The 25,547-nt window shown below is 72.6% G+C and carries 23 protein-coding genes; 9 read left to right on the top strand and 14 right to left on the bottom strand.

The window, feature by feature from the left end:
• The first annotated feature begins 108 nt into the window (after positions 1-108).
• Entirely contained in the window at positions 109-867 is a 759-nt protein-coding gene (locus MDN94_RS00305) for a bifunctional DNA primase/polymerase (RefSeq protein ID WP_482724005.1), read from the top strand.
• Between the two features lie 273 nt (positions 868-1,140).
• On the opposite strand, the gene MDN94_RS00300 is transcribed toward MDN94_RS00305, so the two are convergent.
• Positions 1,141-2,136, bottom strand: coding sequence for an SCO2278 family lipoprotein (locus MDN94_RS00300; protein WP_482724004.1), 996 nt, complete (start codon positions 2,134-2,136; stop codon positions 1,141-1,143).
• A gap of 202 nt (positions 2,137-2,338) precedes the next feature.
• On the opposite strand from MDN94_RS00300, the gene MDN94_RS00295 reads away from it, so the two are divergent.
• Positions 2,339-3,163 carry a PhzF family phenazine biosynthesis protein gene (locus MDN94_RS00295; protein ID WP_482724003.1) on the top strand — a complete coding sequence of 275 codons (825 nt, stop codon included), beginning with the start codon at positions 2,339-2,341 and terminating at the stop codon, positions 3,161-3,163.
• On the opposite strand, the gene MDN94_RS00290 is transcribed toward MDN94_RS00295, so the two are convergent.
• Together MDN94_RS00290 and map are read right to left on the bottom strand one after the other, a co-directional pair.
• Complete coding sequence (locus tag MDN94_RS00290) at positions 3,153-3,815, bottom strand: biliverdin-producing heme oxygenase (protein ID WP_482724002.1); 663 nt, start codon at positions 3,813-3,815, stop codon at positions 3,153-3,155. The two genes, MDN94_RS00295 and MDN94_RS00290, sit on opposite strands and share 11 nt — an antisense overlap.
• A gap of 135 nt (positions 3,816-3,950) precedes the next feature.
• Positions 3,951-4,808, bottom strand: a complete 858-nt coding sequence (map, locus tag MDN94_RS00285; protein ID WP_482724001.1) for a type I methionyl aminopeptidase — start codon at positions 4,806-4,808, stop codon at positions 3,951-3,953.
• 58 nt (positions 4,809-4,866) lie between these two features.
• Between map and MDN94_RS00280 the strand changes: the two genes are divergently transcribed.
• Positions 4,867-5,094, top strand: coding sequence for a hypothetical protein (locus tag MDN94_RS00280; protein WP_482724000.1), 228 nt, complete (start codon positions 4,867-4,869; stop codon positions 5,092-5,094).
• A gap of 163 nt (positions 5,095-5,257) precedes the next feature.
• On the opposite strand, the gene MDN94_RS00275 is transcribed toward MDN94_RS00280, so the two are convergent.
• Positions 5,258-6,538, bottom strand: coding sequence for an MFS transporter (locus MDN94_RS00275; RefSeq protein ID WP_482723999.1), 1,281 nt, complete (start codon positions 6,536-6,538; stop codon positions 5,258-5,260).
• Between the two features lie 54 nt (positions 6,539-6,592).
• Entirely contained in the window at positions 6,593-7,213 is a 621-nt protein-coding gene (locus tag MDN94_RS00270; protein ID WP_482723998.1) for a hypothetical protein, read from the bottom strand.
• A gap of 94 nt (positions 7,214-7,307) precedes the next feature.
• Between MDN94_RS00270 and npdG the strand changes: the two genes are divergently transcribed.
• Both npdG and MDN94_RS00260 read left to right on the top strand, forming a co-directional pair.
• The gene (gene npdG / locus MDN94_RS00265) at positions 7,308-8,027 is read left to right on the top strand and encodes an NADPH-dependent F420 reductase (protein ID WP_482723997.1); all 720 of its coding nucleotides are present in this window, start codon (positions 7,308-7,310) and stop codon (positions 8,025-8,027) included.
• 125 nt (positions 8,028-8,152) lie between these two features.
• A complete protein-coding gene (locus MDN94_RS00260) occupies positions 8,153-8,341 on the top strand; it encodes a hypothetical protein (protein WP_453460289.1) in 189 nt (62 codons plus the stop codon).
• Positions 8,342-8,345: 4 nt separating this feature from the next.
• Here the strand turns inward: MDN94_RS00260 and MDN94_RS00255 are convergent, their stop codons facing one another.
• On the bottom strand, positions 8,346-9,146 hold the full coding sequence (locus MDN94_RS00255) for a site-2 protease family protein (protein WP_441262699.1): 801 nt from the start codon (positions 9,144-9,146) through the stop codon (positions 8,346-8,348).
• Between the two features lie 350 nt (positions 9,147-9,496).
• Between MDN94_RS00255 and MDN94_RS00250 the strand changes: the two genes are divergently transcribed.
• Positions 9,497-12,781: an ATP-binding protein gene (locus MDN94_RS00250; protein ID WP_482723996.1), complete on the top strand. Its 3,285-nt coding sequence runs from the start codon at positions 9,497-9,499 to the stop codon at positions 12,779-12,781.
• Between the two features lie 3 nt (positions 12,782-12,784).
• Here MDN94_RS00250 and MDN94_RS00245 read toward each other — a convergent pair whose 3' ends face one another.
• The 4 genes from MDN94_RS00245 to MDN94_RS00230 form a co-directional block, all read right to left on the bottom strand.
• Entirely contained in the window at positions 12,785-13,609 is an 825-nt protein-coding gene (locus tag MDN94_RS00245) for an ABC transporter permease (RefSeq protein ID WP_482723995.1), read from the bottom strand.
• Positions 13,606-14,607: an ATP-binding cassette domain-containing protein gene (locus MDN94_RS00240; protein WP_482723994.1), complete on the bottom strand. Its 1,002-nt coding sequence runs from the start codon at positions 14,605-14,607 to the stop codon at positions 13,606-13,608. Before MDN94_RS00240 ends, MDN94_RS00245 begins: the two co-directional genes overlap by 4 nt.
• Positions 14,608-14,691: 84 nt before the next feature.
• Positions 14,692-15,333, bottom strand: a complete 642-nt coding sequence (locus MDN94_RS00235) for a hypothetical protein (RefSeq protein ID WP_482723993.1) — start codon at positions 15,331-15,333, stop codon at positions 14,692-14,694.
• Entirely contained in the window at positions 15,330-15,680 is a 351-nt protein-coding gene (locus MDN94_RS00230) for a hypothetical protein (RefSeq protein WP_482723992.1), read from the bottom strand. The genes MDN94_RS00235 and MDN94_RS00230 overlap by 4 nt, the downstream gene beginning before the upstream one ends.
• Before the next feature lie 66 nt (positions 15,681-15,746).
• On the opposite strand from MDN94_RS00230, the gene MDN94_RS00225 reads away from it, so the two are divergent.
• On the top strand, positions 15,747-19,055 hold the full coding sequence (locus tag MDN94_RS00225; RefSeq protein ID WP_482723991.1) for a CHAT domain-containing protein: 3,309 nt from the start codon (positions 15,747-15,749) through the stop codon (positions 19,053-19,055).
• A 59-nt stretch (positions 19,056-19,114) separates the two neighbouring features.
• On the opposite strand, the gene MDN94_RS00220 is transcribed toward MDN94_RS00225, so the two are convergent.
• Positions 19,115-19,477 (bottom strand): cupin domain-containing protein, encoded by a 363-nt coding sequence (locus MDN94_RS00220; protein WP_482723990.1) that lies wholly within the window; start codon positions 19,475-19,477, stop codon positions 19,115-19,117.
• A 133-nt stretch (positions 19,478-19,610) separates the two neighbouring features.
• Positions 19,611-20,471, bottom strand: coding sequence for a 3-methyl-2-oxobutanoate hydroxymethyltransferase (panB, locus tag MDN94_RS00215; protein ID WP_482723989.1), 861 nt, complete (start codon positions 20,469-20,471; stop codon positions 19,611-19,613).
• Positions 20,472-20,817: 346 nt separating this feature from the next.
• Between panB and MDN94_RS00210 the strand changes: the two genes are divergently transcribed.
• Together MDN94_RS00210 and MDN94_RS00205 are read left to right on the top strand one after the other, a co-directional pair.
• Positions 20,818-21,849 carry an endonuclease/exonuclease/phosphatase family protein gene (locus MDN94_RS00210; RefSeq protein ID WP_482723988.1) on the top strand — a complete coding sequence of 344 codons (1,032 nt, stop codon included), beginning with the start codon at positions 20,818-20,820 and terminating at the stop codon, positions 21,847-21,849.
• 169 nt (positions 21,850-22,018) lie between these two features.
• The gene (locus tag MDN94_RS00205) at positions 22,019-23,248 is read left to right on the top strand and encodes an MFS transporter (protein ID WP_482723987.1); all 1,230 of its coding nucleotides are present in this window, start codon (positions 22,019-22,021) and stop codon (positions 23,246-23,248) included.
• Here MDN94_RS00205 and MDN94_RS00200 read toward each other — a convergent pair.
• Both MDN94_RS00200 and MDN94_RS00195 read right to left on the bottom strand, forming a co-directional pair.
• Positions 23,217-24,974 carry an NAD+ synthase gene (locus MDN94_RS00200; RefSeq protein WP_482723986.1) on the bottom strand — a complete coding sequence of 586 codons (1,758 nt, stop codon included), beginning with the start codon at positions 24,972-24,974 and terminating at the stop codon, positions 23,217-23,219. The two genes, MDN94_RS00205 and MDN94_RS00200, sit on opposite strands and share 32 nt — an antisense overlap.
• 115 nt (positions 24,975-25,089) lie before the next feature.
• Positions 25,090-25,545 carry a CBS domain-containing protein gene (locus MDN94_RS00195; RefSeq protein ID WP_482723985.1) on the bottom strand — a complete coding sequence of 152 codons (456 nt, stop codon included), beginning with the start codon at positions 25,543-25,545 and terminating at the stop codon, positions 25,090-25,092.
• Positions 25,546-25,547 lie beyond the last annotated feature (2 nt).

The following is a 25,547-nucleotide window of genomic DNA, read 5'->3' as shown; positions in this document are numbered from 1 at the left end:
GGACGACGACGTGCCCCACCCCGGTTGAGAACTGTGGCCACCCGGGGAGCAGGATGGTGGGACCATGGCAGGGTCCGCGTGGGGCGAGCGTGAGGTGTGAGGGGATAGATGGGCGACGGTATCGGCCGCTACCGCGGCACGGAGGGCAGGCCTTCCCGGGAGAGCAGGCTGGCGCAGTGGCTGCGCCGCCGCAGCGGGAACACCGACGCGGAGGACTCGCAGCGCGAGGACCTGCTGCTGGCCGCCGCCGCCGCCGGACTGCCGCTCGCGCCCGCCGCCCACCCGATCGGCTACCGCTGCTCCTGTGAGCGCATCGGCTGTCCGACACCCGCCACCCATCCGGTCTCGTTCGCCTGGCAGACCCAGTCGACGACCGACAGGGCGCAGATCCAGCGCTGGGCGCAGGGGCAGCCGGAGGCGAACTTCATCACCGCCACCGGCATGGTGCACGACGTGCTCGACGTCCCCCTCGAGGCCGGCCGGGGCGCGCTCGCCCGGCTGCTCGAGCGGGGCATCGACGTCGGCCCGGTCGCCGAGGTCGGCGAGGACCGGATGCTGTTCTTCACCGCCACCCGGGGCACCCCGGAGGACGAGGACGAATGGTGGCCCTGCGCCCTGGACTGCCACCCGGAGACGATGGACGAGCACCCCGGCCTGCGCTGGCACTGCCGCGGCAGCTACGTTCTCGTACCGCCCGCCCGTCTCCCCGGCGACGGTGACCTGGCGGTCGCCTGGGTCCGCGGCCCGGAGCATCCGCTGCCGGACCCGCTGACCCTGCTGGAGACGCTGACGGACGCCTGCGCGAAGTACGCGGGCGAGAACGAGGACATCGACCACCACGCGGCAGCCTGGCCCCTCGGCCGCTGAGCCCGGGTTTCGCGCCAGGTCGCGGCCCGGCGTGCCACGGCGCACGGCGGACCCGTCCGCGAGTCGGCCACCGGTACGCGGACCGGTACGCCCGGGGCTAGCCCCGGCCACCGTCTCGCGTGAGCGGTAGGCCCGGTCGCCCCCCGGCCACCGTCCGGCTGAGCGGCACGCCCGCGAGCCGGCAGACACCGGCAGGGGGAGCGGCGAGCCTCGGCGACCACCCACCGTTGAACGGTGAATTCCGGCGCACCCGCCCCTGAACGGCGAGTCCCGTTACGAGCCCTCCGCCGCGACCAGCCCCGTCAGACGGCCCACGACGTCCACCGCTTGGCCGGGCTCGCCACCGTTGCCCGGCGGGACGAGGACCACCTGGCTGGAGACCCGCTCCTTGGTGATCGTGGTTCTCACCTCGCCGGTCAGCAGTGCCTTGACGTCCGGCACCACCTTCAGCCGTACGCCCTTCGCGGCCGTCTGGCGTTCGAAGTTGCGGACCGAGAAGAAGACGAAGGCGTCGCCGTCGCGGGTCATCAGGCCCAGGGGCCCGAAGGCGCCGGTGTCCAGCGGCTGGTCGAGGTACTGGGTGTTCACGCCCGGCACGTTCGCGTTCTTCCTGCGGTCCTCGCGCCAGACAGAGGTGTGGGGGCCGGGCTTGAAGTGGTCCGGCTTCCCGTTCTGCATGTAGGAGGCGTACTCCTCGCTCAGGTTGCGGGGCGCGACCGCCGTCGCCGCGCTGTCCGGGGCGACGGGCTCCGCGTAACCGTCCTTGTCCGTCCTGAAGGCGGGGATCTGCTGGGGGAGCATGATCGTCAGGTAGGCGGCCTTCCATCCTTCGTCCGCGCCCGCGCGCACGAAGACCAGGACCCAGCGGTTGTCCGCAGCGCTGTCGTCCCGGTCGCGGTTGGAGTCGGTGTCCGCGACGAACCAGCGCGGCCAGCCGGCCTTCTTGGGGATGGTGAACTTCGCGTCGGTCAGCTCCAGCGGCACATGACTCGGGTTGCCGCCCGGGAAGTTGACCTGGCGGGCCTTGAGGCCGGCCTGGTTGATCGCACCGAGCGCACCGGTGACATGAGCCGCGTCCAACGCCGGATCATAGGCCTTGTCGGCCTTGTTGTACGCCTCCGTGAACGCCGCGAGAGCCTTCGCCGCCTCGTCCTTCGTCGCCGAAGGGACGACTGCCAGTTCCCCGTGCACCGTCACACACGCGCTCGCCGTCAGGGACAGTACCGCCGTCGCCGCGAGACCCGTCGCCGCCCGACCCAGCCTTCTCATCGGTTGCCTTCTGCTCCTCGACCCCCATGGACCGTCCGAACCCTACCGGGGCCCGTGGCAGGCCCGACGCCGGGACCGGATACAGCGCCCACACCGTGACCTCGCCGACGGCCGGGCCGACCGGAGGCCGAACACCCCCCGGTCCTCGCCGTCCGCCGCCGTGGGACCGCCCGTTGGCGAACGGGGATGCTTGAATGCCTGCGTGAACGAACTCGACGCGCTCGGCGTACCCGAGGTTCTCGACGTCCTCCACGTCTTCTGTGGCGGTGACGGGCGGCACGGAAACGCCCTCGGCGTGGTGCGTGACGCCCGTCGCCACCCGGACCGCGGCTCCCGGCAGGCGCTCGCCGCCCAACTGGGCTTCAGCGAGATGGTGTTCGTGGACGACCCGGAGCGCGGGGCCGTCGACATCTACACGCCCGCGCAGCGCCTGACCTTCGCCGGGCATCCGCTCGTCGGCGTCGCCTGGCTGCTGGACCTCCAGGCCGTACGCCCGCCGGCGGGCGAGGTATGGGTGCGCGACGACGGCGAGTTCACCTGGATCACGGCCCGTGCCGAATGGGCGCCGCCGCGGCGGCTCGAGCAGTACGCGTCGCCCGCCGAGGTCGACGCACTGCCCGTTCCGCCGCCCGGCGAGGGCAGGCTGTACGCGTGGGCCTGGGAGGACGAGGCGGCCGGCCGGGTGAGGGCGCGCGCGTTCGGGCCGCGCGGCGACCTCGCCGTGGAGGACGAGGCCACGGGCGCGGCGGCGCTGCTGCTGACGGACCGGCTCGGCCGGGCGCTGAACATCACTCAGGGCCGGGGATCGCAGATCCTGACCGCCCCCGGCCCTGACGGCATCGTGGAGATCGGCGGACGCGTACGCCTCGCGGCACCCGCTCCGGTGTCCGCGCCCACGGCCGGCTCCGCGCCCATGCCCCGGCCCGCCGAGGGGCGCCCGACCGCGCCCGCCACGCGGATGACCCTTCAGCGCAGCGAACGGGCCCGGCTGCCGCACGCGGTGACCATGCCGGAGGTCACGCGCTGAGCGGGAACTCCCGCTCGAGGTCACGGAGGATGGCCACGTTGTGGTCGAACGCGACGCGGCACTCCTCGATCATGCGCTGCTTCTCCAGGTCGTCGGCCCGGACCGCGTCCAGCAGCTCGCGGTAACCGCGCTTGAACGCGGCCGGGTTGGCGATCTGCTCGAAGACGTAGAACCGGACGCCGTCGCCCTTCCGGTCGAAGCCCCAGGTCTTCTCCGCCACGTCGCGCAGCACCTGGCCGCCGGAGAGGTCGCCCAGATAACGGGTGTAGTGGTGCGCCACATAACCCGCGGGCCAGGTCCGCGCGCACTCCTCGATCCGGGCCGCGTAGGCGGCCGTCGACGCCAGCGGTACGAGCTCCTCGGGCCGGACGCCCCCACCCCGCAGATGCCCGAGGTCGCGCTCCAGCTCCGCGGTGCGCATCAGCTCGGGCCGGATGAAGGGGCCCGCGACCGGGTCGTCCTTCAACGTCTCGGACGCGCCTTCCAGTGCCCGGTAGACGAACCACAGCTCCTCGGTGTACCGCGTGTACGCCTCGACACCCAGCCGGCCGCCGAGCAGGTCGTCCATGAAGGACGACATCTGCACGGTCGTGTGGCGCTCGTGCGAAGCGAGACGGATCTGCGTCGAGAAGGGCGTGCCGGTTGCTTCCAAGGCGGGCCTCCAGGGACCGAAGAGGTCGGGAACGAACGGCAGCGGCTGTTGCCACCACCGATCCTGATACTTAGGCTTACCTAAGTCAACGGGTTCCCGACGACCTGTCGGTAAAGACGTTACCCACCTCACGAGTCAGGGCAACGTAAGAATTTCCGCCCCGGTGTCCGTCACCACCAGCGTGTGTTCGAACTGCGCGGTGCGCTTGCGGTCCTTCGTCACGACCGTCCAGCCGTCGTCCCACATGTCGTACTCGTACGTCCCCAGCGTGAGCATCGGCTCGATGGTGAACGTCATGCCCGGCTGGATCACGGTGGTCGCGTGCGCCGCGTCGTAGTGCGGGATGATCAGTCCGGAGTGGAACGACGAGTTGATGCCGTGCCCCGTGAAGTCGCGGACGACGCCGTAACCGAAGCGCTTGGCGTACGACTCGATCACCCGGCCGATGACATTGACCTGGCGGCCCGGCCGGACCGCCTTGATCGCGCGGTTCAGCGACTCCCGGGTGCGCTCGACGAGCAGCCGCGACTCCTCGTCGACGTCACCGCAGAGGTAGGTGGCGTTGTTGTCGCCGTGCACACCGTTGATGTACGCCGTGACGTCCAGGTTCACGATGTCGCCGTCCCGCAGCACCGTGGAGTCCGGGATGCCGTGGCAGATGACCTCGTTGATCGAGGCGCACAGCGACTTCGGGAAGCCGCGGTAGCCGAGCGTGGACGGGTACGCTCCGTGGTCGCACATGAATTCGTGCGCGACCCGGTCCAGTTCGTCGGTGGTCACCCCCGGCGCGATGTGCTTGGCGGCCTCCTCCATCGCCTGCGCGGCGATGCGGCCCGCGATGCGCATCCGCTCGATGGTGTCCGCGTCCTGGACCTCCGGCCCGGAGTACGGGGTCGGCGCGGGTTTCCCGACATACTCGGGACGCCGGATGTTGCCGGGTACGGATCGGGTGGGAGAGAGCTCCCCTGGTACGAGCAGCGACTGGCCAGACATGGCAGCGAGTCTAACCAGGCCCGCTGGGGCAGCATGGCCTCAGAGGAAGGAGCCGACGATGGCCCTGTTCAAGAAGCGCACGGTGGGCAAGCCGGGCGAGTGGTACTACTGCCTCCAGCACAAGAAGGTCGAGGAAGGCCCCGAGTGTCCCGCGAAGGACCGCTTCGGCCCGTACCCGTCCCGCGTGGAGGCGACGCAGGCGATGGAGACGGCGCGGGAACGGAATCTCGAATGGGAGAACGACCCCCGCTGGCACGACGGGGCGGCCCGGCCGTCCGAGGACTAGGGGGCGGGGCCGCCGGGCGGGGCTTCCCTCCCTCCCCCTACGGCCTGGCGGCAGCCGCCGGGGCGTAGGGGGAAGCCTGCGGGCACCGCGCGAAGCGCGGTAAGGGGTCCGGGGCTTGCCCGGTTCGCGAAGGGGAGGGTAGGGGAAACGCCCGCCGCAGGCGTCACGCACCCGCACCCGCCGCCCGTCGCGCCACCGCGTCCTCGTCCGTCGCCGCGTCGTACGTGACCAGCTTCGGCAGCACCGCCGCCAGCAGCCCCACCGACACCAGACACACCACCCCGCCGCTCCAGATCGCCGGACGCGTGCCCGTCCAGCCCGCCGTCGCGCCGGCGCGGACCTGGCCGAGCTGCGGGCCGACGCTGTAGGAGAGGACCTCGATGCCCGCGAGGCGGCCCCGGAGGGACTCGGGGATCGTCTGGTTCCAGATGGTCGAGCGGCCGAGGCCGCTCAGCATGTCCCCGGCGCCCGCGAAGGCCAGGCACAGCAGTACCAGCCACACGTTCGAGAACCATCCCGCCGCGGCCACCGCCAGCCCCCACCCCGCCGCGCCGAAGACCACGAAGAGGCCGTGGCGGCGTACCCGTGACGTCCAGCCGCTGGTGAGGCTGAGCAGCACGGAGCCGACCGACCCCGCCGCGTACATGAGGCCGAGGGCCCACTCCGCGTCCAGGTCGTCCGCCAGGAACGGGAAGATCGTGTTCGGGAAGGCGAACACCATCGCGGCCAGGTCGATGGCGTACGTGCCCAGCAGCACCGGCCGCGACCACGCGTACCGCGCGCCCTCCGCGATGCCCCGCAAGGAAGGCCTTTGCGCGTCGTGCGCCGGCGGTGCCGGGTCCAGGCGCAGGCACAGCAGCACGGAGGCGGCGAAGCCGATGACGGTGAGCCCGTACGCCGGCGCGTGACCGGCGTAGGCGACGACGACGCCCGCCACCGCCGGACCGGCGATCGCGCCCGCCTGCCAGCGGACGGCGTTGAGCGCCGCGGCCGCCGTGAGCTGGTCGTGCGGCACGATCCGGGCGATCAGCGAGTCCAGGGCCGGGCGCTGCAGCCCGGAACAGGCCGACACGCCCGCCGCCACCAGGTACAGGGGCCAGAGCATCGGCTCGGGAAGCGCGGCGTTCACGAGCAGGATCATGGCCAGCAGACCGAGACCGGCCTCGGTGCCGAGGATCATCCTGCGCCGGTCGACGGCGTCCGCGAGGGCACCGCCGTAGAGGCCGAAGACGATGAGCGGGACCAGTTCGACCGCGCCCATCGCACCCACGGCGAGCGGGGAGCCGGTCAGGTCCTTGATCTGCAGCGGCAGCGCGATCATCGCCATGAAGCTCGCGAAGTAGGTGACCAGCCCCTGAATCCACAGAAGCCGGAACCCGCGGGACGACCGCAACGGGGAGAGGTCGGGCAGCACTGCCGCGAGCAGGGAGGGCTTGGAGGTCACGGGGGGCCATGCTCGGTCCGCTGATGGCCCCGGGCAACCGATTTTCCCCCGGTGTCACCAGCGCGGAGGGGGCGGTGCCGTCAGCTGGTCCGCGAGACGCGACAGCCGGTCCCTGAAGCGCGACCGGCCGCGCGGCGCCGGCACGCAGTTCTCGCCGGCCGCCGCGCTCACCAGGTGCTGCACCGTGTCGATGTCGATCTCGGCCGCCCCGTCCACGTGGTCAGGGCCCGGAACCGGCAGCGCCTCGTGCGCGAGGCTCCGCACCTCGTGATCGCCGCCGTCGAGGGCCAGGACCGTCGCCCCGGCCCGACGCGCGTCGTGGACCCGTTCCAGCAGGCCCTGGTCGGGCGCGGCGGGGGCCACCAGCAGCAGGGTCTCGCCGCGGCGGGCCGCCTCCAGCCTGCCCAGCCCGACGGCCAGATGCGCCGGGTCCCCGGCGCCCACCCGGTGCCGCACGAGCGTCGGGGCGAGCTCCGGCTGTCCCGACCATGCCGCCTCGTCGACGAGGTGGGCGGCCATGTGCCACGGCTCGTACTGCCGCGTCCCCACCAGCAGCAGACCGCCGCCGTGCGGCACCACGGAGGAGCGCAGCGCCCCGGCGAACCGGCGGGCCGCGGCGGGCCATTGGGTCCCGGCGAGGACTTCGCGCAACAGCGCGACGCGTACGGCGTCCATGGACCGGCATCCTGCACCGCGCCGCCGCCCGGCGCGGCACTGTCGGGCACGGCTCACCCGATCGGGAGGCCGTACCGCGAAGTAAGGTCGGGCCATGACTACTAGTGGTACTGAAAGTCCGGGCTCCGCGGCCAAGACGCCGGCCAGGGACCCCTGGGACCTCCCTGACGTCTCCGGCCTCGTCGTCGGCGTCCTCGGCGGCACCGGCGACCAGGGCCGGGGACTGGCCTACCGGCTGGCCAGGGCCGGCCAGAAGGTGATCATCGGTTCCCGTTCCGTGGAGCGCGCCGAGGCCGCCGCACGGGAACTGGGCCTCGGCGTCGAGGGCGCCGACAACGCGGAGTGCGCGCGGCGCAGCGACGTGGTGATCGTGGCCGTGCCGTGGGACGGGCACGCCAAGACGCTGGAGACGCTGCAGAAGGAGCTCGCCGGCAAGCTCGTCGTCGACTGCGTCAACCCGCTCGGCTTCGACAAGAAGGGCGCGTACGCGCTCAAGCCGGAGGAGGGCAGCGCCGCCGAGCAGGCGGCCGTCCTGCTGCCCGACTCGCGGGTGACGGCGGCGTTCCACCATCTGTCCGCCGTGCTGCTGCAGGACGAGTCGATCGAGGAGATCGACACCGATGTGATGGTGCTGGGCGAGGTCCGCGCCGACACCGACATCGTGCAGGCGCTGGCCGCCCGTATCCCTGGCATGCGGGGCGTCTTCGCCGGCCGCCTGCGCAACGCCCATCAGGTCGAGTCGCTGGTCGCCAACCTGATCTCGGTCAACCGCCGTTACAAGGCACACGCGGGGCTGCGCGTCACCGACGTGTAGGGCCGTCGGCGGCGGCGCGTTCTCGCCGGGCGGGGGCGCGCACGGGGGAGACGGGCGGGCAGGGGGGCGCATGGGGGACACTGGAGGGCCGAACCGCCCGCAGGACCCGACAGGAGCCGTACCCCATGCCCCGCCTCGCTCTCTACTCCCTCGCCGTCTGCGCCCTCGCCGTCGTCGCGGCGGTGATCTCCTTCGTGCAGGGCATGTGGCTCGGAGTCGTGTGGGTGCTGCTCGCGGGCCTCGCGTCGAACATGGCCTGGTACTACCTGCGTCGGGCGAAGGCGGAGCGGGCCGCCGGGTCCGGCTCCGCCTGACGCGTCAGGCGCGGACGGCGCAGAACTCGTCCTGGCCCTTCCAGAACTCGAACAGGTCCCGGCCGCAGTGGACGCCGAGCTCGTCCACCCCGAGGGCCTGCATGATCCCGTAGACGGCGTCGAAGAACATGCCGTTGACCTCGGGGATGAAGAGGACGACGAAGACGATGATCAACCCGAACGGGGCGATCGGCTCGACCTGCCTGCGCACCTTGTACGACAGCCAGGGCTCGATCACGCCGTAGCCGTCCAGGCCCGGGACCGGCAGGAAGTTCAGGAGCGCGGCAGTGACCTGGAGCATCGCGAGGAACGCCAGCGCGAAGCGGAACGCGACCGGGACGCCGTCCAGGGCGCCGAGCCAGAACGGGGCGGTGCACACGGCGGCGAACAGCACGTTCGTCAGCGGTCCCGCGGCCGAGATCAGGCTGTGCTTCCAGCGGCCGCTGATGCGGTTCCGCTCGATGAAGACCGCTCCGCCGGGCAGACCGATACCGCCCATGATCACGAAGATGACGGGCAGCACGATGCTCAGCAGGGCGTGCGTGTACTTCAGCGGGTTCAGCGTCAGATAGCCCTTGGCGCCGATGGAGATGTCGCCGCCGTGGAGCGCGGTACGGGCGTGCGCGTACTCGTGCAGGCACAGCGAGACGATCCAGGCGGAGACCACGAAGAGGAAGACGGCCAGCCCCGGGCTGGCCGCGAAGTCCGTCCACACCGCCCAGCCGGTGACCGCCATCACCGCGGCGATCCCGAGGAACACGGGACTGATGGCGCTGTCGCTGCGGCGCCTGGCGGCGGTGGTCATGAACGCGGCTCCTGGGGTGCGGCGGGGGATGCGGGGCGGGTGTGCGGAGTAGACCGCACCGGCGCCACGGGGTCAAACGCCCCAGTGCCGTTCCCGGTTCCTGCTCCTGCCCGAGGGGGTGCCGACTACACCGGTACGCGGGCGGCGCCACCGGCACGTCGGCGGGTACGCGGGCGGCGCTACCGGCGCGGGTGGCCCCGGCCCGGCGGCAGGTGCGTGGTCGGCCCAGTGACCGGACACGGCCGCACGCGGGTGGCACCCGGCGCGGACCTCGCCGGGTGCGCGGCGATCTTGAAGCGGGTGGCACGGGCGCCGGCGTCGGTGCGTGGGGGTGAGGGGACAATGGGCCGGTGCGCTACCTCCTGCTCGGCACCACACAGGCCGTCCGCGACGACGGCACGCCCGTCCCGCCCGGCGGCGTCCGGCTTCGTGCGCTGCTGACGGCGCTTGCTCTCCGGGCCGGGCGGACGGTCCCCGGGAACGTGCTGGTCGACGAGGTGTGGGACTGCGACCCGCCGGCGGATCCGGCCGGCGCGCTGCAGGCGCTCGTCGGCCGGCTGCGCCGCGCCCTCGGGCCGGGGGCGGTCGCCCTGGCCGACGGCGGATACCGGCTGTGCGCCACCCCCGACGACGTGGACCTCCACCGGTTCGACCGGCTCACCGGCGAGGGCACCCGGGCGCTGGACGACGGCGACGCGGCCGCGGCGGCGGCCCTTCTCGACGACGCCCTCGCGCTGTGGCGGGGACCGGTGCTGGCCGATCTGCCGGACCGCAAAGCGGCCGAGGCGCGGTGGGAGGCACGCAGGCTGGACGCCCGCCGCGCGCGGATCGCCGCGGCGCTCTGCCTCGGTGGCGCCGAGGCCGCGGTCCCGGAGCTGCTGGCCCTGTGCGAGGCGCATCCGCTCGACGAACGGCTCCAGGCCCTGCGGATCCGGGCGCTGCGCGACGCCGGCCGGCACGCCGAGGCCCTCGCGGCGTACGAGGAGGTACGCCGCGGGCTCGCCGAACGGCTCGGCACCGACCCGGGCCCGGAACTGGCCGCGCTGCACGCCGAGTTGCTGGACCCGCCGGCGCCGGCCGCCCCCGTGGGCAACCTCCGCGCCCGGCTCACCAGCTTCGTCGGACGCGAACCCGAACTGCGCGAGATCGGCGAGGACCTGTCCCGGGCCCGGCTGGTGACCCTGCTCGGGCCCGGCGGCGCCGGCAAGACACGGCTGTCGCAGGAGGCCGCGGAACAGGCAGCCGCACAGCCGGGCAGCCGCTGGCCCGACGGCGTCTGGCTGGCCGAACTCGCGCCCGTCAGCGACCCGTCGGCCGTTTCCGAGGCGGTGCTCACGGCGCTCGGCGCGCGGGAGACGGTACTGCGCGGCGCGGGCGCGGAGGAGCTGCGTGCCGCTGACCCGCTCGTGCGCCTCGCCGAGCACTGCGCCCGGCGCCGCATGCTGGTGCTGCTCGACAACTGCGAACACGTCGTGGAGGCCGCGGCGCTGCTCGCGGAGCGCCTGCTGGGCAGCTGTCCCGGTCTGACGATCCTGGCCACGAGCCGCGAACCGCTCGGGGTCCCGGGCGAGCAGGTCCGCCCGGTGGGTCCGCTGCCGGACGCGACGGCGCTGCGGCTGCTGGCAGACCGGGGCGCGTCCGCGCGGCCGGGCTTCCGTGTCGACGCGGACGAGGAGACCGCCGCCGCGGCTGTCGAGATCTGCCGTCGCCTCGACGGACTGCCGCTCGCCGTCGAACTGGCCGCGGCGCGGCTGCGGATGCTCACACCGCGCCAGATCGCCGACCGTCTCGACGACCGCTTCCGTCTCCTGACGAACGGCGCCCGTACGGTCCTGCCCCGTCAGCAGACGCTCCGCGCGGTCGTCGACTGGTCCTGGGACCTGCTCACCCCCGAGGAACGGGCGGTGCTGCGCCGTCTGTCGGTCTTCGCCGGCGGTTGCGACCTGCCGGCTGCCGAAGCGGTCTGCCCCGCACCGGGCCCGGCCGGGACCGCCGCCGGCACGGGGGACGTGGGTGACGTCGCCGGAGTGGTCGGCGCCCTTGTCGACAAGTCGCTCGTCGTCGCCGAGCCCGCCGCCGACGGGCGGATGCGGTACCGGCTGCTCGAGACCGTCGCCGAGTACGCCGCCGAACGGCTCGACGAGGCCGGGGAGCGGGCCGGGGCCGAGCGCCGGCACCTGGTGCACTACCGGGAACTCGCCCGTACCACCGAGCCCCGGCTCCGCGGTCACGGCCAGCACGCCGCCCTCGCCCTGCTGCGGCGCGAGTACGAGAACCTGCGCACCGCCCTGCGGCGGGCGGTCGCCGCCCGTGACGAGCACGAGGCGCTGTGCCTCGTGCTCTCCTTGGCATGGTTCTGGCACATGCAGGACCTGCGGTCCGACGCCCGCCAGTGGACCGATGCCGTGGCCGCCCTCCACCACGACCCCTTCGCGCCGCCCGCGCGCCCTGCGCCGCCGCTCAGCGAGCGGTGCACGGACTCGCCCCCGCCGCTCACGCCCGAACTGCTCGCGGAGGCGCGGCGGCAGGCCGCGCTGATCCGGATGGTCAACATGGACCACGGCACCGAGAAGTGGACCACTCCGGAGAAGCTCGCCTGGCTGCGCCGCGTCGTCGACGTCTACGACGCGGGCCAGCCGCAGAGCTGCCGCTTTCCCGCCTCACTGTGGTTCTACGCCGTACTGGTCACGGGCGACGGAGACCAACTGCGCCGTGTCCTCGACCGTACCGTGCGGGTCGCCGAGGAGTACGGCCCGGAATGGGAATTGGCCAACGCCCTTCAGTGGCGGGCCAACATCCTGGCCAACCGCGGCATGTGGGCCGGCGACGCACACCGCGACGCGGACCGCAGTCTGCGGATCTTCGAGCGCCTCGGGGACGCCTGGGGCATGGCAGAGGCGCTCTCGTCCCGCGGCGAGGCCCATGAGCAGCGGGGCGCGTACGAGGAGGCCGCCGTCGACTACCGCGCGGCCGTCGAGTACGCAGCGGTGCTCGGCGCCAGGGGGCAGGCGCTCCTTCTGCGGGCCCGCCTGGCGAACGTCCTGTTGGAGACCGGCCGGGGGGAGGAGGCGGAGATCATCCTGCGCGAGGTGGTCTCCGCCGGACACGACCCCGGGTACGAAGCCAGGTCACTGGCCCGGGCGCTGCTCGCGACATGGCTCGGCCGTTCCGGCCGCACCGGCGAGGCACGCAGGGAGCTTCAGACGCTGCGCCGGGAGCTCAGGAGCGACACCCTCGCCATTTTCGAGGGCATCGTCATCGGGTCCCTGGCCTGGCTGGACACGGTCGACGGCCGTTATGCGCAGGCTCGCGAAGGACTCCGTACGGCACTGGCCTACGCCATGGAGCCGTTGTCCATGGTGGTCGCCCCCCAGATTCCGTCGGTGCACATCCTGACGGCGGCCCGTGCGATCGCCGGCGAGGGTGACGCCCTGCTCGCGGCCCGGCTGCTCGGAGCGCATGAAGTGCTGCTTCCGCCGCGGCACTTCATGGCCTCGATGGAGCGGGAGAACCGCAGCATCGCCGAGGACACCGCCCGCGCCGCCCTCGGGGACGCCGCCTTCGAGGACGCGTACGCCGAAGGCGGCAGCCTCACGTTGGAGGAGGCCGCCGCCCTGGTGTGCGGGACGAAGTGAACGTCACGTCTTCTTGCGGAACCTGGCGATCGCGAGGGGCGCCGTCACCACCGTGATGGCGGCGGCCCACCCCAGCGTCATCCACACCGAGTGGGCCACCGGCCCGCCGTTGACGAGCGCGCGGGCCGCGTCCGCGAGGTTGGAGAGCGGATTGTAATCGGTGAACGACTCCAGCCAGCCGGGCATGGTCGACGGCGGTGTGAAGATCGATGAACCGAACTGCAGCGGCACCAGTACCAGTACCGCCATCCCCTGGACGGCCTGTGCCGTCTTCATCGTCAGCCCCAGCAGGATGAAGATCCAGGTCAGCGACGCGCCGAAGACCAGCGAGAGCCCGACGGCGCCGAGGAGTTCGAGCACGGAGGTCTTGATCTCCAGCCCGAGCAGGAAGCCCACGCCGAGCAGGATCGCGATGGCGACCAGCATCCGGCCGACTTCGACGACGATCTTCGCGACGAGGACCGACGACCGGGCGATGGGCATCGTCCGGAACCGGTCCATGACGCCCTTCCTGAAGTCGTCGTTGATGCCTGTCCCGACGGCCATGGCGATGTTCAGGCCCATCATCGCCATCAGCCCGGGGACCACGTAGTTGACGTACACGTCCTGGTTCCCCTTGCCGGAGATGGCGCCGCCGAAGACGTACACGAACAGCAGCGTGAAGACGATCGGCATCAGCAGGACGTCGAACATCGACTCCGGGTCCTGCTTGATCTGCATGATGTTGCGGCGCACCAGGGCGCCGATGTGCCGCAGGTTGGCCCGCAGGCCGATCCTCCCCTCCGGGCGGGGAACGGCGGCGGGGGCGGTGACGGTTGCCGCGTTCATGCCGCGACCTCCTCGGGGATCGTGGTGCCGACGGGTGCGGACGAGGTCTTGTCGCCGGTGATGGCGAGGAACACCTCGTCCAGACTGGGCAGATGGGTGCCGATGTGCGCGATCTTGAAGCCGTGGATGCTCAGCACACCTACGACCGCGGTCAGTTGCTCGTCGCTGAGGATCGGTACGTACAGCTGTCCTTCGTCCGGCACCGCCGAAACGCCTCCGATGCCGTCGAGCCCGGCCTCGGCCACCGCCCGTCCCATGGCGGCCAGTTGTGCCGGGTCGCTCGGCCGGATCTGCAGGGTGCGCCCGCCGACCCTGGCCTTCAGCTCGTCCACGGCTCCGCCCGCGATGACCCGGCCCCGGTCGATGACGGTCAGCTCGCTCGCGAGCTGTTCGGCCTCTTCCATGTACTGGGTGGTGAGCAGTACGGTCGCGCCTTCCGCGACCATCCGCCGCACCTCGTCCCAGACCTCGTTGCGGGTGCGGGGATCGAGCCCGGTCGTCGGCTCGTCGAGGTAGAGCACGGCCGGCCGGCCGATCATCGAGGCGGCCAGGTCGAGCCGGCGCCGCATACCGCCGGAGTACTGCCCTGCGGGCCGCTTGGCGGCCTCGGCGAGCGAGAAGCGCTCCAGCAGCTCCTCCGCGCGGCGGCGGGCGTCCTTGCGGGACAGGTCGAGCAACCGCCCGATCATGTACAGGTTCTCGCGTCCGGACAGCTTCTCGTCCACCGAGGCGTACTGGCCGGTGAGCCCGATGGTGCGGCGCAGCTGACGGGGCTGCCGGACCACGTCGTAGCCGCCGACGGTGGCGTGGCCGGCGTCGGGGACGATCAGCGTGGAGAGGCAGCGTACGAGGGTGGTCTTGCCGGCGCCGTTGGGTCCGAGGACCCCGAGGACCGTGCCTTCGCGGACGTCGAGGTCCACCCCGTCGAGCGCCTTGGTCTCCCCGAAGTGCTTGACGAGGCCCCGTACCTCGACTGCGTTCTTGTCGATTCGCGTCATGGGGACCACGGTGTCCGACCGCGCCGACAGACGGCCGACAGATCACCGACAGGCCGCCGACGGACACCAGCAGGCGGGCGGGACCTAGGGGCAGGCGCCGGTCACGGCCATGTTGTCGACCGACGCGAGCGGGATCTCGACCGGGCCCGCCCGCCCGGCCACGGACAGGCGGACCTTGCCGCCGTCCGCCGACACCAGAACACCGCAGCTGGTCCCCGAGCCGTGTGTCACCTTCAGGAAGGCGGGCCGGGCCGCGGGCGCCCACCAGCTGAGCGCGGTGCCGGCGAACAGCAGCGCGAGGGCCACGGCGACCGCACGGCGGGCACGGGTGAGCCGCCGGGCGGCCCGTATCGCCGTCGCCACCTCGAAACCGTCCACCGATCCGTGATCGCGGTGGATGTCGGCCAGTGTCACGGCGAGCGGCCGGTTTCCCGCCTGCGCGGCGAGGGCGTGCCACAGACCCACCACGGCCAGGGCCAGCCCACCGCCGACGAGCACGGTGACGGCGACCCTCCAGCCGAAGGGCAGCTCGGCGGTGGTGCCCCGCCCCTTGATCACGATCGCCGCGCCGATCAGGGTGATGAAGGCCGCCAGGCCGTTCCGCCACGCCTCCGCGCTCGCACGCACCGCGGGCAGCGACTCGCGCACCAGTTCGCGGAACCGGTCCCGCTCCGCCAGGTCGGTCGCGGTGGGCGGACCGGCCGGCCTGCGAGGCCGCAGGTTCACACGATGTCCAGTTCGAGGCGGAAGGCGGCACCGCACCCCGTCAGGCCCTCCGGGGCGTCCAGGTGGGTGCTGCCGCAGCCGCAGGAGATGTCCAGCACCACGCTCTCCACCGGGCCGGCGCCCGCTGAACGGCCCACCCCGCCGGTGCCGGTGAGCGCGACCGAGACCTGCCGGTCGACGATCGGGTGGGCGCAGCGGGGACACGGACCGGCCACCACGAAGCCGTACACGTCGCCCGAGCCGTGAGGCGAGACCGTGATCTGCCCGGCCTCGAGCAAGTCGTAGGCGCGGTCGGTCAGTTCACGGTCGGTGGTGGCGAGATAGGCAGGGGCCGCTGCGTCGGACATGGCCACACTGTAATGAGCGCCGGTTTACCTTGAGTACTGTTTCGACCACTCGCGGCAAGGGGGCTCATGTCGGTCGGCAGCGGTGAGGGCAAGGTCGGGGGCGACGGGGCGGTGGAAAGCCGTGGGCGGCAACTCCTGCTGCGTGGGATCGAGTTGGACAGCCACGGTCGTACCGAGGAGGCGGAGAAGCTCTTCAGGGAGGCCGCGGAGGAGTACGGCGACTTCAACGGGATGTACAACCTGGCGCTGCTGGCGGAGCGCACCGGCCGGATCCGCATGGCCCGTCTCTGGTACACCGAGGCGTTCCGCCACGGGCATCCGGAAGCCGCCAACAACCTGGGGGTCCTGCTGCACAACCAGGAGGACCCGGACGCGGTCCGGTGGTTCCGGATCGCGGCCTCCACGGGCCACCCCCAGGCCGCCGCCAACCTCCGGCGGCTGCAGGCCGCCCGCACCGCTCCTTCGGTGGACCCGGAGGTGGCGCCGGTGGTCAAGTACCTGAAGGCGGAGGCAGCGTTCAAGCAGTTCGAGGAGACGGGCGACGACGCGGCCCTCGTAGCGGCAGTCAACATCACGAGGGAGGGGGTGCGCCTGGCCCCCGAGGGGCATCCGGCACGTGCGGCGCTGCTCGGGGCCTTACGGGGAGTCCTGCGCCACCGCTACGACCTGCGGGGACACACCGCAGACCTGCGCGAGGCCGTCACCGTGGCGCAGGCGGAGCTGTCGGCCCGTCCCCCCGACGATCCGGGGCGCATGGACGCCGCACAGGCTGCCGTCGCGCTGCTCCGCGACCTGTCCCAGGTCCTCGGCGACGAGGGCCCGGTGCGTCAGGCCGTGGACATCGGCAGGCAGGCACTGGCGCGGCCGGGCGGCGACGAGGGATCACGGGCCCACCTGGAGGCGAGTCTCTGCGGCGCCCTGACGTGGCTGGCCGTCCAGCACACGGACGCCCGTGCCGGGGCAGCGGGCACCGGCGGTGCGGACGCGGCGGACGCGATCGACAGCTACCTGGACGAGGCCGTCGCGCTGGGGCGCGCGGCCGTCGGGCGCCTGCCGTCGGACGACGCCGTCTCGCGCACCAACCTCGGGGCGGCGCTGGCAGTGCGGGGCACGCTCAGAGGTTCGCCGGACGATCTGGACGACGCCGTCGACCTGCTGCGCGCCGCTGCACGCACCGCGGACACCCCGAGGCAACGGGCGGACGCCGCCGTCAACCTCGCGTCGGCGCTGAGCCGCCGGGCCTCCATCACCCGCAGGTCGCAGGACCGGCGCGAGGCCGAGGCGGTGGCGGAAGAGGCGCGGACCGTCCTGCGGGAGGCACCAGCGGACCATCCGCGGACGCTGACGCACGCCCTGTTCGCGGCCGGTCGCGCCGCGACCTCGGGCGAGGCCCGCCGCGCGCTGGAGGCCGTGCCCCGCTCACACGCCCTGCGACCGAAGCTGCTGGTCCTGCTGGCCACGGCACTCGACGAGGAGGGCGACCGGGACGCCGCGGTCGTCGCGGCGCGGGAGGCGGCGGCCACCGCGATGAGCAGGGAGAACACGGTCGAGTCGCAGCGGCTCCTCGGCTCACTGCTGCTGCGTTCGCGCGACGGGGCAGAGCCTGGCCCCGCCGAGGTGGAAGAGGCCGTAGGGGCCTTCACCGCGGCGGTCGCGGCATGTGAGGCGACGGACGTGGACCGCGCCGAAGTGCTGATCGGTCTGACCGTGGCGCTGGTGAACCGCTTCCGGTACGCACCGGACGGCCCCGACCGCGACGCCGCGCTGACGGCGCTGCGGGAGGCGGCCCACGCCGTCGGCTCCTCGCCCGAGCACCGTCTGTCCGCCACACGCATGTGGGCGGGCCTCGCCCACGAGGCCGGCGACACCGCGGACGCCCTGGCGGGGGCGCGCGTCGCCGTCTCCCTGCTGCGGGACCTCGGCTGGACCGGTCTGGAGCGTGCCGACCAGGAAGAGGGCCTGCGCAGCGGCGCCGCGATGCCGCGGGACGCGGCGGGCCTCGCGATCGGCGATGGCCGGCCGGAGACGGCGGTGGAACTCCTGGAGCAGGGGCGTTCGGTGCTGTGGCGTTCCACGCTGCACCTGCGCGGCGACCTGGACGCCCTCGCAGCGCGGGAGCCGTCCCTCGCGGCGGAGTCGGAGGAGATCCGCTCCGCACTCGACGGTGCCGGCAGGGTCGACCCGGAGACCCGGATGCGGCTGGCCCGCCGCTGGACACAGCTGCGCGACCGGATCAGGAGCCTGCCGGGCTTCGAGCGCTTCCTGGCCCCTCCCGCGTTCGGCGAACTCGCTCCCGCGGCGGCGGAGGGCCCCGTGGTCATCGTCAACATCAGCGCCGTGCGCTGCGACGCGCTCCTCGTGCTGCCGGGCGGACACGTCGACGTCCTACCCCTGCCCGACGTCGACTTCCGCGCCATGGACCGGGTCTGCAACACCTATCTCCAGGACCTGGGCCACGCGCTGGCACCCGGTGCCACGGGCCGGGTCCGGCAACGGGCGCGGCACACCGTCCACGACACCCTGGAATGGCTGTGGGAGAGGATCGCCCGGCCCGTGCTGGACCGCCTGGGCCTTCCGCACAGGTCACAGGCGCCGCCGCGGATCTGGTGGTGTCCCACGGCCTCCCTGGTGTCTCTGCCGCTGCACGCGGCGGGGCGTTACCCGCGCACCGGCGCCGACCGGACCGAGCCGGTCGGGCTGCCGTTCGCGGTGGTGTCGTCCTACACCTCGACCCTCGCCGCACTCGTCGACGCCAGGCGGCGGCCGGCGGCCGGCGATCCCCGGCTGCTGGCCGTGGCACTGTCCGACACCGAGCGGGGTCACGCGCCACTGCCGGGAGTTCCCGAGGAACTCCGAGGGCTGCGCGAGGTGTTCGGCCAGGGGCGGCTGAGCACCCTGGCCGACGACGCGGCCACCGTCGCGGCGGTACGGGAGCAGCTGCCCCGACACCCGTGGGCGCACTTCGCCTGCCACGGCAGGCTGGACATGAACGCACCGGCCACGTCGGGCCTGTGCCTGCGTGACGGTGACATGAGCGTGCTCGACTTCGCGGGACTCCGACTGGACGGTGCGGACCTGGCGTTCCTCTCCGCCTGCCACACCCGGCTGGGCGGCGGGCAGTTGCCGGACGAGGCCATCCACACCGCTGCCGCGCTGCGCATGGCGGGGTTCCGCCATGTCGTCTCAACCCTGTGGTCCGTCCAGGACCGGGTCGCGCCCGCCGTCGCCGCCGCGTTCTACCGGAATCTCGGCGCATCGGACCGGCTTTGTTCGGCCGGCGCCGCCGTGGCCCTGCACCGTGCCGTGGCCGAGCTGCGCGACGCCGACCCCACGAACCCGATGCTCTGGGCCCCCTTCACACACGACGGCCCGTAGCGGAGGCGTCGCAGCGCCGCCGGCAGCGCCGCCGGCGCTGCGGTTGTCGCGGAGAGAGGTCAGGACTTCGCGTAGTCGCCGAAGCCGACCCAGTCGAGGACCACGCAGGGCTCGTCGCCGACGACCCAGGCGTCGTGCCCCGGTGCGATGGACATGAAGTCGCCGGGGCCGAACTCGCCGGTCTCGCCGCCGTCCATGACGACCTTCATACGCCCGCTGACCATGTAACCGACGTGCGCGGCCTGACAGCTGTCCGTGCCCGCGATCGGCTTGATGTGGGTGGACCAGCGCCAGCCCGGCTCGAACACGGCACGGCCGATCGGCCCGTGCTCCGTGTTGATGACGTCCAGCTTGCCCTTCCCGTCCTTGAACTCACGGGTCTCGTCAGCGGTGTCGAAGTTCCTGCTCATGATCGCGGCCATGATGTCCCGCCTCCTGGCGGTGCGTGCGGTTCCCCGAGGCCATCTCTCACATTACGCCGACAGCCCGCCGACGGGGGAAGATCGGCGGGCTGTCGTCTGTGCCGGGAGTGGCTCTTCGCGGCGGTGGCGTGGCTCAGTGGAAGCTGTGCTCCTCCGCGGGGAACGCGCCGCCCGCGACGTCGTCGGCGAATGCCTTCGCCGCGTCGCCGAGGGTCTGACGGAGGTTGGCGTACTGCTTGGTGAAACGCGGCACCTTGCCGCCCGTCAGGCCGGCCATGTCGGTCCACACCAGGACCTGGGCGTCGGTGTCGGGGCCGGCGCCGATGCCGATGGTGGGGATGTGCAGGGAGCGGGTGACCTCGGCGGCGAGCTCGGCCGGGACCAGCTCGAGCACCACCGCGAACGCGCCCGCGTCCTGTGCGGCCTTGGCGTCACGGATCAGCTTGTGGGCGGCTTCGTCGCTGCGGCCCTGCACCCGGTAGCCCATGGTGTTCACGGACTGCGGGGTGAGCCCCAGGTGCGACATGACCGGGATGCCGGACTGGACGATCAGCTCGGTCTGGGCCAGCGAACGCTCGCCGCCCTCCAGCTTGACCGCGCCGACGCCTGCCTCCTTGACCAGCCGGGTCGCGTTGCGCAGGGCCTGTACCGGCCCTTCCTGGTACGCGCCGAAGGGCAGGTCACCGACGACGAGGGCGCGCTTGGTGCCCCGTACGACGGCGGCGGACAGGAGGGTCATCTCGTCCATCGTGACGGGCACGGTGGTCTCGTAGCCGAGGTGGCAGTTGCCCATCGAGTCGCCGACGAGGATCACGGGGATCCCGGCCTCGTCGAAGACGGACGCCGTCATGGCGTCGTAGGCGGTGAGCATGGGCCACTTCTCGCCGCGCTCCTTGGCGGCGGCGATGTCATGCACGGTGATGCGGCGCGACTGCTTGCCGCCGTACAGCGCCCTGCTGCTGTCGGTGGCCTTCTGGGCAGGCTGAAGCGTCATGAGTATTCGGCTCCTTCGTCATCTCGAGGCGCCCTGACGGCGTCCCCGGATCGCCTCCCATGGTGGCACTTCATGCCACCCGGGGAAAGAGGACCCCCTCATGCGCCGCGTCGCCTCCCTCGGGGGCACCGACACGCCGACCGCGGTGTGATCCCCGACGCACCGAGTGTGCCCGTTCTGTCACAGCCTCCGCGCCGAGCCCGGCGGCAGGAACCCGGCGTGCGTCCGCGTCGTCATCGAGGCAGAACGGCCGTCCCCACACGGCGGGACGACCACCGGTCATCGCCTAGGGTCCTAAGGACGGCGGCGAGGCCGGGCGTGGCAGCAAGGCAGTGAGGACAGCTCTATGGCGCAGGCGTACACGGCGGACACGGGGAACGGCACGGCCCGGACGCGGCCCACCGGGTCCTTGGCCGGCAGACTCCGGGGGGTGCCCGAGCGGTGGCGCGGCGACCGCGGGATCTGGCGGCGCGGCGTCGTCCTCGCCGTCTGCGCCGTGCTGGTCGCCCTGCTGATGATCCTGCACGCCCACATCCCCAACCGGATCGGCAACCTCGGCAGCCTGACGGAGACGTTCCTGCCGTGGTTCGGCGTGTTCGTCCCGCTGATCGCCGTCGCGGCGGTGCTGCGACGCTCCGCCACCGCGCTGATCGCCGTGCTGCTTCCGGCGGTCGTGTGGCTCAACCTCTTCGGCGGCCTGCTGGGCAAGTCCGCGGCCACCGGCGGCGATCTGACGATCGCCACGCACAACGTGAACGCGGACAACCCGGACCCCGTGGGCACCGCGGAGGTCGTCGCCGCGTCCGGGGCCGACGTCCTCGCGCTGCAGGAGCTCCCGACGGGGCAGGTGACGGCGTACGAGAAGGCCCTGTCCGCCACGTACCCGCACCACGCCGTCGAGGGCACGGTGGGGCTGTGGAGCAAGTACCCGCTGACCGGCGTCTCGCCCGTCGACATCCGGATGGGCTGGACCCGCGCGATGCGCGCCACGGTGGCGGCGCCCGGCGGTGGGGTCGCGGTGTACGTCGCGCACATGCCGTCCGTCCGCGTGAAGCTCCATGCGGGCTTCACCGCCAACCAGCGGGACGACAGCGCCGACGCGCTGGGTGAGGCCATCGCCCGCGAGCGGCTGGACCGGGTCGTGCTGCTCGGCGACCTCAACGGCACGATGAACGACCGCTCGCTGAACGCCGTCACGTCGCAGATGCGCTCCACGCAGGGCGCGGCGGGCGACGGCTTCGGCTTCAGTTGGCCGGCGGCGTTCCCGATGGCGCGGATCGACCAGATCATGGTGCGCGGCGTGGAGCCGGTGTCGTCGTGGACGCTGCCGCGGACGAACAGCGACCACCTGCCGATCGCCGCCCGCGTGGACCTGTGACCCTGGTCCCACCGGGCCCTCCCTGTGACCGCGCCCGGCCCGTGAGGGCCGGGCGCGGCCGTCTGTCCGGGGGCGGAGGAACGCCGGCAACCCGCTGTTCACCGCGAGGAACGAAACGTCTGAGAGTATTTGTTCCGAAAGCGAACTTACTCGGAAGGCTCACCCTCCCATGCCCCTGGCGCTACTCGCCCTCGCCGTGTCCGCCTTCGGCATCGGAACGACCGAATTCGTCATGATGGGCCTGCTGCCCAACGTCGCGGAGGACCTGGGCACCTCCGTGCCGACCGCGGGCCATCTCGTCTCCGCCTACGCCATCGGCGTCGTCATAGGAGCCCCGCTCCTCACCGGCCTCGGCTCCCGCGTCCCACGCAAGCGGATGCTGCTGCTCCTGATGGCGTTGTTCACCGTCGGCAACCTGGCCTCCGCCCTCGCGCCCGGCTTCGGCACCCTGCTCGCGGGGCGCGTGCTCGCCGGACTGCCGCACGGCGCGTTCTTCGGTGTCGGCGCCGTCGTCGCGGCGCGCCTCGTGCGGGAGCACCGGCAGGCGCGTGCCGTCGCGACCATGTTCCTCGGGCTCACTGTGGCCAACATCGTCGGCGTCCCCGCCGCCACCGCGCTCGGCCAGCAGCTCGGCTGGCGCGCGACGTTCCTCGTCGTGACCGCCATCGGTCTCGTCGCCATGGCCGCCCTCGCCCGTCTCGTGCCGAGCATGCCGCTCGACGCCCATCAGGGCATCGGCCGCGAACTGCGCGCCCTCGGCGACCGGCAGGTGCTGCTCGGCCTGCTGACCGCCGTCTTCGGCTTCGCCGGAGTGTTCGCCGTGTACTCCTACCTCGCCTCGATGACGACCGCGGCCATCGGTCTGGAGGAGTCGTCCGTCACCCTCGTCCTCGCCCTGTTCGGTATCGGCATGACGCTCGGCGCGCTCGCGGCCGGTCCTCTCACCGACCGCGCGCTGCGGCCGACGCTCTACGGTTCCCTGACCGCGCTCGCGCTGGTCCTGGCCGCCTTCCCGTTCACCGTCCACCTCCCGTGGCTCGCCCTGACGACCGTCGTCGTCCTCGGTGCGGTCGGCTTCCTGACGACCACCCCGCTGCAGATGCTGGTGATGCGAAAGGCCAAGGACGCCCCGACGCTCGCCTCCGCCTCCAACCACTCCGCGTTCAACCTCGCCAACGCGGGCGGCGCCTGGCTCGGCGGCGCGGCCGTCGCGGCGGGCTGGGGCTGGACGTCTCCGGCGTTCGTCGGCGCCTTCCTCGCCGTCGTGGGTCTCGTGATCGCCGCCGTGGCCGGGGTGCTCGACCGGGACGGCGACGCAAAGAGGGCCTCCCGCGTGATCGCGGGAAGCCCTCTCGCGCCGGAGCCGGTCAGTTCGTCGTCTCCCGCCAGCGGTTCGTGATCGGCAGCCGCCGGTCCTTGCCGAAGCCCTTGGCGGAGATCTTCGTGCCCGGCGGGTACTGGCGCCGCTTGTACTCCGCCATGTCCACCATCCGCAGGGTCTTCGTCACCAGCGCCTCGTCGAAGCCGGCCGCCACGATCGCGTCCTTGCCCTGGTCGCGGTCCACGTACAGCTCGAGGAGCCGGTCCAGCACGTCGTAGTCCGGCAGCGAGTCGGTGTCCACCTGCCCCGGGCGCAGTTCGGCGCTCGGCGGCTTGGTGATCGACGCCTCCGGGATCGGCGGGGTCTGGCCGCGCTCCGCCGCGGCCCGGTTGCGCCACTTGGCGAGCCGGAACACGGTCGTCTTGTAGACGTCCTTGATCGGTCCGTACGCGCCGACCGAGTCGCCGTAGAGCGTCGAATACCCCACCGCCAGCTCGGACTTGTTGCCCGGCGCGAGGACGATGTGGCCCTCCTGGTTGGAGATCGCCATCAGCATCGTGCCGCGCAGCCGCGACTGGAGGTTCTCCTCCGCGAGCCCGGTCAGCCCCAGCGAACCCATGTAGGCGTCGAACATCGGCTCGATCGGTACGGTGCGGAAGTTCAGCCCCGTCCGCCGCGCCAGTTCGGCCGCGTCGCCCTTGGAGTGGTCCGAGCTGTACTTCGACGGCATGGAGACGCCGTACACGTTCTGCGCGCCGAGCGCGTCGCAGGCGATCGCGGCGACGAGGGCGGAGTCGATGCCCCCGGACAGGCCGATCAGCACGGACCTGAACCCGTTCTTGGCGGCGTACGCGCGCAGGCCGACCACCAGCGCCGAGTACACCTCCTCGTCGTCGTCGAGCCGGTCGGCGTAACCGCCCGTCAGCTCGGCCTCGTACGCGGGCAGCGGCTCCTCCGAGAGCACGACGCGGTCGATGCGCAGCCCGTCGTCCACGACGCCCTCGGGCGCGTCGGCGGCCGCGGCGGGCAGCTCGAGATCCAGTACGACGCTGCCCTCCGCGAACTGCGGTGCCCGGGCCACGACTTCGCCGTCCGGGCCGACGACGATCGAGTCGCCGTCGAAGACCAGCTCGTCCTGCCCGCCGATCATCGCCAGGTACGCCGTGGTGCAGCCGGCCTCCTGGGCGCGCTTGCGCACCAGCTCCAGGCGGGTGTCGTCCTTCTCACGCTCGTACGGCGAGGCGTTGACCGAGATCAGCAGCCCCGCCTTTGCGCTGCGGGCGGCGGGCACCCGGCCGCCTTCCTGCCAGAGGTCCTCGCAGATCGCGAGCGCCACGTCGATGCCGTGGACCCGGATCACGGGCATGGTGTCGCCCGGCACGAAGTAGCGGAACTCGTCGAAGACGCCGTAGTTGGGCAGGTGGTGCTTGGCGAAGCTGAGCGCCACCTCACCCCGGTGCAGCACCGCGGCGGCGTTGCGCGGCGACCCGGCGGGCTGACCGAACCGGGGCCTGCCCGTCTCCGAACGGTCCAGGTAACCGACGATCACCGGGAGTTCGCCGAACCCCTCGGAGTCCAGGCGGGCGGCGAGCGCGCGCAGCGTGGCACGGGAGGCTTCGACGAAGGACGAGCGCAGCGCGAGGTCCTCGACGGGATAGCCGGTCAGCACCATCTCCGGGAAGGCGACGAGATGCGCCCCCTGCTCGGCGGCGTGCCGGGTCCAGTGCACGATCGCCTCGGCGTTGCCGGCGAGGTCACCGACGGTCGAGTCGATCTGATTCAGAGCGAGGCGTAGTTGAGGCACGGGCCCAGTGTAATCGTCTTTCTGACGCGATGTCCTTCAGGGTGATGCGCGGCACATCGCCCCACGACACGGCGGAAGGGGGCGGGCCGTGCCGGGCCCGCCCCCGGCAGGGCCGTCAGGTCATGGAGCCCGCACTCTTCAGTCGCTCCGTGCCGCTCTCCGCGTAGACACGCTCCGCCCAGCCGGCGATCTGGTCCTCGCTCAGGTGCTGCGCCAGGTCCGCCTCGCTGATCATCCCGACCAGCCGCTTGTTCTCGATCACCGGCAGCCGCCGGATCTGGTGGCCCTGCATCTCCCGCAGCACCGCCGACACGTCCGCGCCTGCGTCGATCCAGCGCGGGGTGCCCTTGGCCATCTCGCCAGCCGTGACCTTGGACGGGTCGTGGCCCATCGCGACGCAGCCGACGACGATGTCACGGTCGGTGAGGATGCCGCACAGCCGCTCGTCGGCGTCGGCGATCGGCAGCGCGCCGACGTCCAGCTCCCGCATGAGCTGCGCCGCCCGGTCGAGCGTCTCGTGCGAGGGGATCCACCGGGCCCCCGGGTGCATGATGTCCTTCGCAGTGGTCATGG

Source organism: Streptomyces sp. WAC00040, assembly GCF_056835925.1.
Note: the sequence above shows the minus strand (reverse complement) of the source record. Positions and strands in the feature narration are given on the sequence as shown.